This is a genomic window from Capnocytophaga sp. oral taxon 338 str. F0234 (assembly GCF_000192225.1).
Taxonomy (GTDB): domain Bacteria; phylum Bacteroidota; class Bacteroidia; order Flavobacteriales; family Flavobacteriaceae; genus Capnocytophaga.
Genome location: NZ_GL872413.1, coordinates 2,287,793 through 2,298,845 on the forward strand (window position 1 = coordinate 2,287,793; position 11,053 = coordinate 2,298,845).

Genomic DNA, 11,053 nt, shown 5'->3' on the forward strand with positions numbered 1-11,053 from the left:
TTTTTAATTATTATAATTCCAAAATTCTCCTATCCATTTGTCAAGGTCTGTAAGGGTACTCTCATTGGCTTGATGGGTACTCTCAAACTGACTTATACAGGCAACTATCTTATCTACCAATTGTTTGTCTCTACCCGATTTGTTATGTAGTCGTTGAGCAAAAGCCTCATTAATTTCTTGTGTATCCAAGTAATATTTTCCTCTGACATTATCCAAGAAATAAGTAATCTTTTTTTGCACTAAGTCACTAGCATCCCCTTCCTGATAGTATAAAGAACTTACGCTTTGGGCAAATTCAATGGTAGTATTTTTCGGTTTCTCAATCACAGGGATTATCCGCTGTTGTCGTTTACCTTTGAAAATTAAGTAAAAGAGAAAGCCCAAGAGCATCAATCTCCAAGCCGTCATTAGGGCTGGCTGGCTCATAACAAAACTTAGAAACTCCGAACTGCTTGTACTCCCCAAGGAACTATCAAACCATATCGTTTTATTATCTTTAGGCAGATAAGAGAGGATGGTACTGGCATATTTACGTACTTTAGGTTCTTCTTTTAAGTAATAATTAGTAAAAACAATGGGAGGACCTAAGTGAATAAAAAATTTCCCCCTTCCAAAGGGTACCTCTACAAAGTTTATTTTCTTTCTAATCTTTCCCTCATCTGAATAATATATGTATCCTAATGCCTTATCTCTATTTTTATCCAAGATGGTAAAGTAATCAATTCTATCAAAAGAATGGCGACCCTTCAAAGTAAGATCGACTCTTTCATTATAGGAAGAGGTTACCAATTGTACCTCTTGATCCTCTACATAATATGCTTCATCTGCTGCTATCCCTAAAGTATCATTCACATGATATGATGTATTCAAAAACAGTGCTTGGCTTCCTTGCTTAACCTCAGAAAGTATTTTCTCTAAAGATACTTCATCTATATCTTCTTCAGTAAAAATATAGTTATAAGTATCCTTTTTTTGATTCTTTATTAGATATTCATAAGGGGTATAGGACACCTTAGAAACTTCTTTTGTAAAAAAATGCTTCAACTCTTCTCCAAAGATATACAAGCCATAAGGTTGTTTGCTGCGTGCGTTATAAGTCATTCGCCAATCTACCTCTTTATCATTGGAAAATACCATAAAAGCCATCACAACGACCACTAAGCCCAAAAGAATCAAATAATTACGTATTGACTTTCCCATTTATTTACTTTTTTGAGCATTTATATAACCCTGATAATCTGACTTTGCTTGTTGATATTGGGTGTCATTTATGGAGAATTCTCCATACCATATATAATTATACACCTTAGAGAGATACATAAAATTAGCTTTCTCCGTAGGATCTTGTATTTCACGTTCGTAATCGGAATTAGTTTTCCTTATATTCCATTCTATTCGTTTCCTATCCGAAAGCACTCTCAAAAGCCATAAATAATAAAGGCGAATACTTTGTCGAGTATCATTCTGTTTCTCTGCCTTTTGTATCAGTTCAGCAAAATCTACTTCATGAATGTGTTTTTCTATCTCTGAGAGAGGAATATCATCAAACTTTTCGGTACTTCTTGCAAGAAACCAGCGCCCTTTAGCCCTTAAAACCCAACGTATTATAAAAAATAGGGCCACTGTCAGAAGAAGTACTCCCAATATACGCACAAGGGTAAGCATCCCTACATCACCTCTATTTTTCCCATAAAGAAAATTAATAATCTTTTCTACTGCCCTTATGAATATTTTCCAGAGTCCTTCCAAAAAAGCCTCTCCTTTCTTGGATGTATCGGTATAATCAAAATCAGAAGAGTTATATTTTCGAGGAATATCATCAAAAGCTCTCAGAGGGACAGGCGCTTCATTGATAGGTATTTGATTAACCAAGCTGTCCTTGGTTTGTATTGCTTCTTGTTGTGCATAAAGAGGGACTCCTATACACAAAAGGTATAGGAGTAGTCCATATAATTTTATCTTTTTTCTATTAGTCCTCCACATTTTGCCCAATAAGGTCAATATCATCTGTTTGTTCGCCTTCTTTCTCACTAAAATAAATAAGTATTTGTAAAAAAGATTGCAAGTTCATAGTTACAAAAGCTACAATTATGACAAGAATAAACAATATGAAAAACAGAAGACCTGTTCCTATTCCGTAATCTGAACTTTCAAAACCTGTAACTCCTATAAAAACAAAGAAAATAACTATAGGGATAATAAGTCCTGCAAACATAAAGAGTCCTGTAATAAGGTTCATTATAGCTGTAGCTCCCCATTTGTCCCAAAAGTTAATTTTGAGTTGTTCTCCCACCTTATTAAGTGCTGCAAAATATCCCATTTTATCCTTTACATAGAGTAACATCGCCTGAGTTACATAAAGTGTAAATAGAATATTTAGAAATATAGAACCTAAAGTTCCTATAATAGGTATAAAATTTAGGATTGTTATCAATATCATATAAGGAATGCCAAGAACAAAAGCTGAAATGAAGCCAAACAAAAACATTCTAGCAATCATTCCTTTGATAATTTCAAAAAGCTCCTTAGCTGTAATCTCTGTCTCATTAGAACGTTTCTCTAATATCTGCGCATAAGCAATAGGGAAACATTGTACAAACAATGAGAGAACTACAAGCATAATCACTATAACAAGAAATACTAACATTACAGAAGAAAAGGCACCAAAAAAATCTCCTGTTACTGCCATTTTCTCCCCTATCAGAATAGTCATAAAAGTAGCTATAACTGCAATTGCAAGCAACAGAGCTCCATTGATAATTAAATAATTAACAAAAAAGTTCTTTGCATACATTCTGAAGAAAGACAAGGTATCATTTACCAAGGCATTAAAATTCCTTTTCTTATAGAAAATAAAATTACTCATAATTAAATTATTTTGATTTATAATGTTTTACTACTGGATATATCAGAAAATAATAGGTAATTACCGATAAGGTACCAAAAATAATAAGTATATTCAACCACAGAGGCATATCATAATAATACCGGGTGATAAACCCTTCTATAAAGCCAGCTGCTATAAAGAAGGGAACTGTTGCCAGAAGAATATAAAGTCCTTCACGAAAGGCTATTTTAAAGGAGAGTATACGTGAATATGTTTTCGGGAAAAGGATTCCTCCTGCTAAGATAAAACCTGCAGCAATCGCAATAATGATACTAAATATCTCCATTGCCCCATGCAACCACAATGCTCTAAGGCTCGCTCCAAGAGCTCCTTCTTGGTAACAAAAATACTGAAAAGCTCCCAAAATCACTGCATTCTGCAAGGCTATGTAAAAAGTCATCACTCCTGCACTGATTCCATAAAGAAAAGAGACGAAAGCCACACGTATATTGTTAAAAGTAATTCCTATAAAAGAACCCCAATTACTACCCGACTTATATACAGCCATAGGATCTCCTTTTTCTATATTCTCTAAAGTTCTATTCACATAAGTATCTCCCATAACATCTCTCACATAGCGAGGTTGATAATGGGCTGAAAGAGCTCCTATACAAGCAAAGAAGAAAAACAAAATAAAAGAGAAGTAAATTAACTTACGATACTTATACAAAAGCATCGGTACTTGGTCGGTGAAAAAAAATTTCAATCTATTTTTATCAATACGCTTGGTTTTGTAAATTTTTTGGTATATTTGCGTTACCAAAAAATTGAGATAAATAGTAGTGTTACTCTTTGGGTAATAGGTCTGTGCAAAGGACAAATCCCCCAATAGCTGGATATAATTATCTGCCATTTGGTCAGGGGAGATGTGCTGTCGTTCATTTAGAATGGATTCCACCTCCAACCATTTGTCCTTATTTTGCTTGATAAAGGCTACTTCTCTCATACAGGGTGCTAAATTAATAAAAAAATGTCAAAGATAGAAATAAAAACCACACAAAATATTTTACTTTTTTTTGAGCCCGCTTCCCTTGGAGAACGTATAGGAGCGTATCTCATTGATGCACTTATCATCATAGGCTATGGCTTCATCATTAATAATATCATCTCAGAAATACTATTACATTCCTCTATCCCCTTAGATAGGTGGTCAGGAAATGCCATATTCATAATACTTTTTTTTCCCGCTATTTTGTACCCTTTAATAACAGAATCTCTTATGCAAGGACAAACTGTGGGCAAGCGAATCCTGAAAATCAGAGTGCTAAAAATAGATGGTTACCAAGCCTCCTTTATAAATTTTTTCATTCGTTGGGTGTTTGGCTTTGTAGAATTGGCACTCTTTGGTGGTTCTATAGCGCTTATCAGTGTGATTGCCTCCAAACACTCTCAACGCTTAGGTGATTTTGCTGCTGGTACTGCCGTTATAACCGAGCGTAATAAGCTAAATATCTCTCATACTATCTTGGAGGAACTCACTTATGCTTACCAACCCCTGTTCACCCAAGCAGAAGTACTACTCTTCTCCGATAACGATGTACAGACTATAAAGAATTATCTTACTAATGCTTTAAAAAGTAAAAATGAAGAGATTCTTACCCGATTAGCAAATAAAATAACCGAAATATCTAAGCGTAAGAATACTACCCTTACCAAGCAGGCTGATTTCGTTGAACAGTTTCTAAAGGATTATAACTATTATACCATGGGGTGAAAAATTTAATGATTAAGAGTTAATTATTAGATTAAAAAGATTCTAAATAAAATTTGTAGTATTGAATTTTTATTTGTACTTTTGCCACCTATTCATCTATTAAATAATACCAAAATGAAAAAAACATTATTTTTAATGGCTTCTGTTGCCTTAATGGTTGCCTCCTGTGGAGATAACAAAAAAACAGAAGAATCTTCACAAACTACTGAACAACAGGCTACAACTACAGATACACCCGCTGCAAGCCAAAATACTGATGCGGTAACTGTAAACTTAGAAGGTACTGATCAAATGACCTTTAACCTTAAGGAAATCAAAGCTAAAGCAGGGCAAACCATCAACCTTACTCTTAAGCATGTAGGGCAAATGGACAAAAAGGTAATGGGACATAACTTCGTACTCCTTAAAAAAGGAACTGATGTAGCTGCCTTCGCAGAAGCAGCTATGGGAGCTGCCTCTACAGACTATATTCCTAACAATGGTGCAGATGTGATTGCTCATACAAAACTTCTTGGAGGTGGAGAGAGTGATTCTATCTCTTTCAAAGCTCCTGAACCAGGTACTTATGATTTCATCTGCTCTTTCCCTGGTCACTATGCTATGATGAAAGGAGTGCTTATAGTAGAATAAGTTTTTTACTCACTATTATTGTAAATACATTTTTAGAGAGGTTATCCGAAAGGGGTAACCTCTTTCTATTTTATCATTACTGAAAATATTTTCTCGTCTTGTATAGCTCCTTCCCAAATAGTCTCAGCCTCTATTTTATGGAATATAGGCGACAAAGGTATTACTACTATATCTCCCGTACGGAGGGTTATATACTCAGAAATATACCTTAGAGCAAAAGGTAGCTCTTGTAAGGTACAAGATAGAGGTCTCTCCAAAAAGGATATGCCTCTATTAGTGAAAGTAGCTAGGGGATCCTCTACCCTTAAAGAACTCAAAGACAAAAAAGTGCCTACCACCATAGAACTGTCAAAGGAGGTACTCTCTTCCCAAGGTTTACCTTGTGCAATAAGACTTTCCTGTTTATCATAAGCAATAAGGTTCAGTCCCAAAGAGATTTGTTCATAGTACTTATAAGCAAACTTCTCTGAGATACATTTGCCTTGCTTACTAATCTTTATCATAAGGACACACTGAGCCCTGAGGTCAGTAGTAAAGTCAGGAATATATAAGGGTAACTCCCTGTTATGTATTGCAGTATCAGGCTTTAAATAGAGTATAGGAGATTCACTAACAGAGGTTTGTGGTTGTATATATACTATTTTCACTAAAAAACTTTTTTTATCATTACAAAATCCGTACTTTTGCCCTTTATTATCAACTAATATGCGTATTATCTCAGGCTCTCACCGTGGCAAACAACTCATTGCTCCCAGAACACTCCCTGTACGTCCTACTACAGATTTTGCCAAAGAATCCCTTTTTAATATTCTAAATAACTATTATTATATGGATAGTATTAAGGTATTGGACTTATTTGCAGGGACAGGTAATATTAGCTATGAGTTTGGTAGCCGTGGTTGTCCAAATATCACCTGTATAGATAACCATATAGGTTGCATACAGTATATCCAAAAAACAGCCCTCGCCCTCTCCTACCCTATTGAAGCTATTAAGAGCGATGTTTTCACTTACTTAGAACGCACCTTGGGTAAGTGGGATGTCATCTTTGCTGATCCTCCTTATGAAATGTCCTTAGAGGAACTTACTAGGCTTGTCTCTTTAGTTTTTGATAGAGCACTCCTATCCCCTGACGGAATTCTTATTATAGAGCATTCTGCCAAAGTCTCTATGGGAGAACAGCCTTATTTTGACCAAGAAAGGCGGTATGGAGGCACTACTTTTAGTTTTTTTGAACATAGCAAATCCTGAATAATTCTCCCTCTATTCTTCCCTTCATTCATTACTTTTTATTCACCAAATAATTGAATGAAATCACAAGTCCTAAGTGCATGCCTTCATGCGTATTATTGAAGTAAATAGCATCCTCCACACAGCTAAGAGGAAAATTTAATCCTGTAAGGTAATCGGTATAGGTAGTAAAGAGTCCCTTCTGATAATCTTCTTCCAACTGCACTTGGGTACTTAGCAAATATTCCTTCAGAACTTCTACTTCCTCCTTAGTGGGAATATGTCCATCGGGTACGGTACCCTTGCGATAGGCTGCGATAAAATCATCCGGAACATACATAGGAAGTCCACTATTGTGGTAACAATACATCTGTTGGGTTACGATAGTGTGGGATATATTCCACAATAAGTTATTACGAAACCCTTGAGGTATTATGGCTAATTGTTCTAAGGAAAAGCCTTCTAAATACTGCAAGAAACGCTCCCTGATACACTTATGCAAGGAGAAAACTGCTTTATCTAATTTTTTCATAATTATATAGATTTAATTTTTTATAATAATTGTTTAATAATCAACGGAAAAGCTTGATATTCTAAGGTATGTACTTTCTCAGCAAGGCTCTTTGGAGTATCCTCTGGAGTGATGGCAACCCGCTCCTGATAGATAATTGCTCCCTGATCATAATGTTCATTGACATAATGAATAGTAATTCCACTCTCCTTTTCTCCATGCTTGATAACCTCATGATGGACATGCATTCCATACATTCCCTTTCCTCCATACTTAGGCAATAAGGAAGGATGTATATTCACTATTTTATGAGGAAAGTTCTCTATAAGGTTAGTAGGAAATTTCCATAAGAATCCTGCTAAGATAATAAGGTCAGGTTGTTCTCTTTTTAGGAGTTCTAAAAGATAATTTGATTCATATAAGTCCTTCTTATCAAAGATCCTACAGGGTACTCCTAATCGCTTAGCACGACTGATAACCCCAGCCTGAGGATTATTAGTAAGGATAAGGGAAACCTCTGCTAGTTTATTTTCCTTAAAATAAGTAATGATACGCTCTGCATTGGAACCATTACCAGAGGCAAATATGATAAGTTTCTTCATATATAAAATTTCTGCAAAGTACGTATTTTTTTTTTGATTTCCAAGAAAAAACAACATCTTTTTCTTACCTTTGCCCCACGAAAAGATAGATATGAAAAGAGCTATTTTTCCAGGATCTTTTGACCCTATTACTTTAGGACATTATGATATTATCTGTAGGGCTATGGAGCTCTTTGATGAAATCATTGTAGCGGTAGGAGAGAATGCCGATAAGCACTATATGTTCTCCACCGAACAGCGTATAGCCTTCATAAAGAAGGCTTTTTCTCATCAAGAGAAAGTAAAAGTACTCAGTTATCAAGGGCTTACCGTTGATTTTTGTAAGAGTATGGGTACTTCCTTCATTCTTAGAGGATTACGGAATCCTGCGGACTTTGAATTTGAGCGAGCTATTGCCCATACTAACCGTGATTTGGGCGGTGTGGAGACTATCTTTCTACTTACAGCCGTAAAAACCTCCCATATATCCTCCTCCATCGTTCGCGATGTAATTCGCAACCGAGGGGACTATACTCTTTTGGTTCCTGAAAGTGTGCGCATTGAAAATATTGAAGATTACTATATACACTCATGACTTATACAGAAACTCTGGATTGGCTATGGGCACACTTGCCTATGTATCAGGAAAAAGGACGTGCTGCTTTCCGTGGTAAGTTGGATAATATACTCTTATTATGTGATCACTTAGGCAATCCACAGGAAAAGTTTCCTACCATACATATTGCAGGTACCAATGGTAAAGGTTCCTCTTCCCACGCTATAGCATCAGTATTACAAGAGGCAGGATATAAAGTGGGGCTCTACACCTCACCTCACCTAAAGGATTTCCGTGAACGAATCAAAATCAATGGAGAGAATATTCCTCAAGAGGCAGTTACTCGCTTTGTAAAAGACAATAAAGACTTCATGGAGGGGGAAAACTTATCCTTCTTTGAGGTTACTGTAGGTATGGCTTTTGACTATTTTTCCCAACAAAAAGTGGACATTGCGGTCATAGAAGTAGGCTTAGGAGGGCGATTGGATTCAACTAATATTATCACTCCTATAGTATCCCTTATTACCAATATTGGAAAAGACCACACTGAGATCTTGGGTAATACGCTCCCTGAAATTGCTAAGGAGAAAGCAGGAATTATTAAGCCTTATATTCCTGTAGTTATCAGTGAATATCATAAGGAAACTGCGCCTGTATTTGAACAAATCGCTAAAGAAAGAAAAGCCCCTATCTACTTTGCCAACACTCTTGAGACCTCTTATACTATGGACTTAAAGGGAGATTACCAAAGTAAAAATATCAAAGGTATTCTGCAAACCCTTAGAATCCTACAGGAAAAAGGATGGCATATAACAGAGGAAAATATCCAACAGGGACTCACTCATATTGTAAGAAATACGCACCTTATGGGACGCTGGCAAGTACTGGGAGATACCCCAAAGGTAGTGTGTGATACCGCTCACAATGCCCACGGCTTTACAGAGATATTCTCACAACTTGAGAAAGAAAAATATGCTACCCTCCGCATGGTCATTGGCTTTGTAAAAGAAAAAGATTTAGAGGCTATTCTGCCATTATTCCCTAAAAATGCAGTTTATTACTTCTGTATGCCTAAGATAGACAGAGGACTTAATGCTGATATACTACAGAAAAAAGCCAAAACTTATAACCTTATAGGAGAAGCCTTTTCTACGGTAAGAGCAGCTTTTGAGCAAGCTTGTAAAGAGGCAGCGAAAGAAGATTTTATCTATGTGGGAGGGAGTACCTTTGTAGTGGCAGAAATAGTGTAAACAACCTTAGATTTTCTTGGTGGTGATAATCTTAACAGGACATGCTTTCTGAGCATTTTCACAGGCATCAAAAATACTATCGTCAAAGGATTTTAAAGTAAAAAAGCCTTTTTTTTCAGTAGAACGCAATAGAACGCTCTTACCATCCTTTTTACTCATCTGAAACTGTTCCGGAGCCATCTCCACACAGTAATTACAGCCGATACACTTGTCTCTCTGTAGGGTTACTACTACCATAATCTTTCTTTGAACGCAAAAATACAAATTTAATGATTAATTGTTTATGGCTAATGATCAATTGTTAATAACTTTTATTCACATACCCAGTTGCAAAATATTTGCTGGTTACATTCACTTATGTTACCCTTTTATTTTTTAGATTATGATTGAAATAAATGATACTCTCATCTCAGAGGAAATATTAGAGAATCACTTTGTTTGTAACCTTCAAGCATGCAAAGGAGTTTGTTGTGTAGAAGGAGATGCAGGAGCCCCCGTAGAAGAAGAAGAGGTGGAAATCCTTGAAAGAATCTATCATAAAGTAGCTCCATATCTGAGTGAACAAGGGAGAAAATCTATTGAAAAACAAGGAGTTGCTATTTGCAACTATCATGAAGAATGGGAAACCCCCTTAATTGAGGGGGGAGAATGTGCATACGCAGTACGTGATGATAAAGGCACTGTCCTTTGTGGAATAGAACAAGCCTACCGAGAAGGAAAAATAGATTGGAAAAAACCTATTTCCTGCCATCTATATCCTATTCGTTTGAAAGAATATACCTCCTTCACAGCCGTGAATTACGAACGTTGGAGTATCTGTAAGGATGCATGTATACTAGGGAGAAAACTACAGATTCCCATCTATCAATTCGTTAAAGAAGCGCTTATCCGCAAGTTTGGAGAGGAATGGTATGAGCAATTAGAAATAGCCAAGTCATTGATAAGTAAAAAGTAAAAAATATCCTCTTTGCTTAAACAACTTCACTCACACACCCAACTGTAGTCACTCGCTGGCTATACTCTTCATTTTTCACCCACTCACATACTCACTCACGTGACTTTCCATGTTCTATGTACTTGCACTATACTTTTACTTCTTAACTAAAATTTGGATCCCATTGTTCGGGATACTTAGGATTTTTATCTCTGTAATACTCCCTTATCTCGTCCATAATGCTTTCCTTAGAACGAGATTGCAACTCGGACAAAGGTATTGTTTTTCCTATATATATAATCTTCTTTTTGAAATCTCCCGAGCCTAACACTACAGGAACTTGAGCAGAGAGTGCCATATAATAGAAGCCCATACGCCATTTGCTTACTCTGGAACGCGTCCCCTCTGGAGTAACTACCAAACTAAAATCTTCCTTTTTATACAGTTCAGTTACAAATTCCACCAAATGATTCCGCTGAGAACGATCTATCCCTATACCTCCTAAAGCACGAATAAGTCCTCCATACCATGCCTTAGTATGAGCATCCTTAATAATAAGCTTTATAGGCTTTTCAAACTTCCAATAAGCCAAAATTCCTATAACAAATTCCCAGTTAGTTGTATGGGGTGCCACTACCAATATACAGCGGTTGAGGGTGTTCATATCTCCTTGTAACTCTACCTTCCATCCCATTAACCAAAGGAAAAAAGAACCTATCCATTTCTTCATTCTAGTAAATTTGAGTGCAAAAATACAAAA

General features: G+C 36.2%; 15 protein-coding genes. 6 read left to right on the forward strand and 9 right to left on the reverse strand.

All coding sequences use genetic code 11. The features are described from left to right. Nucleotides 1-3 precede the first annotated feature (3 nt). The 4 genes from HMPREF9071_RS10470 to HMPREF9071_RS10485 are packed head-to-tail and all read right to left on the reverse strand — an operon-like array spanning nt 4 to nt 3,833. Nucleotides 4-1,200 (reverse strand): hypothetical protein, encoded by a 1,197-nt coding sequence (locus HMPREF9071_RS10470; RefSeq protein WP_009746618.1) that lies wholly within the window; start codon nt 1,198-1,200, stop codon nt 4-6. After that, nucleotides 1,201-2,007 carry a DUF4129 domain-containing protein gene (locus tag HMPREF9071_RS10475; protein ID WP_253908279.1) on the reverse strand — a complete coding sequence of 269 codons (807 nt, stop codon included), beginning with the start codon at nt 2,005-2,007 and terminating at the stop codon, nt 1,201-1,203. Next, nucleotides 1,970-2,866, reverse strand: a complete 897-nt coding sequence (locus HMPREF9071_RS10480; RefSeq protein WP_009746620.1) for a hypothetical protein — start codon at nt 2,864-2,866, stop codon at nt 1,970-1,972. Before HMPREF9071_RS10480 ends, HMPREF9071_RS10475 begins: the two co-directional genes overlap by 38 nt. A gap of 7 nt (nt 2,867-2,873) precedes the next feature. Next, a complete protein-coding gene (locus tag HMPREF9071_RS10485) occupies nt 2,874-3,833 on the reverse strand; it encodes a stage II sporulation protein M (RefSeq protein ID WP_009746621.1) in 960 nt (319 codons plus the stop codon). Nucleotides 3,834-3,857: 24 nt separating this feature from the next. Here HMPREF9071_RS10485 and HMPREF9071_RS10490 point away from each other — a divergent pair, with 24 nt between their 5' ends. Further along, on the forward strand, nt 3,858-4,601 hold the full coding sequence (locus tag HMPREF9071_RS10490) for an RDD family protein (protein WP_009746622.1): 744 nt from the start codon (nt 3,858-3,860) through the stop codon (nt 4,599-4,601). A gap of 114 nt (nt 4,602-4,715) precedes the next feature. After that, nucleotides 4,716-5,231 carry an azurin gene (gene azu, locus HMPREF9071_RS10495; RefSeq protein ID WP_009746623.1) on the forward strand — a complete coding sequence of 172 codons (516 nt, stop codon included), beginning with the start codon at nt 4,716-4,718 and terminating at the stop codon, nt 5,229-5,231. A gap of 65 nt (nt 5,232-5,296) precedes the next feature. Here the strand turns inward: azu and HMPREF9071_RS10500 are convergent, their stop codons facing one another. Further along, on the reverse strand, nt 5,297-5,878 hold the full coding sequence (locus tag HMPREF9071_RS10500) for a fumarylacetoacetate hydrolase family protein (RefSeq protein WP_009746624.1): 582 nt from the start codon (nt 5,876-5,878) through the stop codon (nt 5,297-5,299). 58 nt (nt 5,879-5,936) lie between these two features. On the opposite strand from HMPREF9071_RS10500, the gene HMPREF9071_RS10505 reads away from it, so the two are divergent. Beyond that, nucleotides 5,937-6,482 carry an RsmD family RNA methyltransferase gene (locus tag HMPREF9071_RS10505; protein WP_009746625.1) on the forward strand — a complete coding sequence of 182 codons (546 nt, stop codon included), beginning with the start codon at nt 5,937-5,939 and terminating at the stop codon, nt 6,480-6,482. Between the two features lie 31 nt (nt 6,483-6,513). Here the strand turns inward: HMPREF9071_RS10505 and HMPREF9071_RS10510 are convergent, their stop codons facing one another. Together HMPREF9071_RS10510 and purN are read right to left on the reverse strand one after the other, a co-directional pair. Then, nucleotides 6,514-6,993: a DinB family protein gene (locus HMPREF9071_RS10510; RefSeq protein WP_009746626.1), complete on the reverse strand. Its 480-nt coding sequence runs from the start codon at nt 6,991-6,993 to the stop codon at nt 6,514-6,516. 20 nt (nt 6,994-7,013) lie between these two features. Then, nucleotides 7,014-7,574: a phosphoribosylglycinamide formyltransferase gene (gene purN / locus HMPREF9071_RS10515; RefSeq protein WP_040358583.1), complete on the reverse strand. Its 561-nt coding sequence runs from the start codon at nt 7,572-7,574 to the stop codon at nt 7,014-7,016. 91 nt (nt 7,575-7,665) lie between these two features. Between purN and coaD the strand changes: the two genes are divergently transcribed. Both coaD and HMPREF9071_RS10525 read left to right on the forward strand, forming a co-directional pair. Next, nucleotides 7,666-8,148, forward strand: a complete 483-nt coding sequence (gene coaD, locus HMPREF9071_RS10520; protein WP_009746628.1) for a pantetheine-phosphate adenylyltransferase — start codon at nt 7,666-7,668, stop codon at nt 8,146-8,148. Further along, entirely contained in the window at nt 8,145-9,359 is a 1,215-nt protein-coding gene (locus tag HMPREF9071_RS10525; protein WP_009746629.1) for a folylpolyglutamate synthase/dihydrofolate synthase family protein, read from the forward strand. The genes coaD and HMPREF9071_RS10525 overlap by 4 nt, the downstream gene beginning before the upstream one ends. Nucleotides 9,360-9,365: 6 nt before the next feature. Here the strand turns inward: HMPREF9071_RS10525 and HMPREF9071_RS10530 are convergent, their stop codons facing one another. Further along, the gene (locus tag HMPREF9071_RS10530) at nt 9,366-9,596 is read right to left on the reverse strand and encodes a ferredoxin (protein ID WP_009746630.1); all 231 of its coding nucleotides are present in this window, start codon (nt 9,594-9,596) and stop codon (nt 9,366-9,368) included. 145 nt (nt 9,597-9,741) lie between these two features. Between HMPREF9071_RS10530 and HMPREF9071_RS10535 the strand changes: the two genes are divergently transcribed. Then, nucleotides 9,742-10,314: a DUF3109 family protein gene (locus HMPREF9071_RS10535; protein WP_009746631.1), complete on the forward strand. Its 573-nt coding sequence runs from the start codon at nt 9,742-9,744 to the stop codon at nt 10,312-10,314. A gap of 142 nt (nt 10,315-10,456) precedes the next feature. Here the strand turns inward: HMPREF9071_RS10535 and HMPREF9071_RS10540 are convergent, their stop codons facing one another. Beyond that, the gene (locus HMPREF9071_RS10540) at nt 10,457-11,023 is read right to left on the reverse strand and encodes a 1-acyl-sn-glycerol-3-phosphate acyltransferase (RefSeq protein ID WP_040358108.1); all 567 of its coding nucleotides are present in this window, start codon (nt 11,021-11,023) and stop codon (nt 10,457-10,459) included. Between the last annotated feature and the right edge of the window lie 30 nt (nt 11,024-11,053).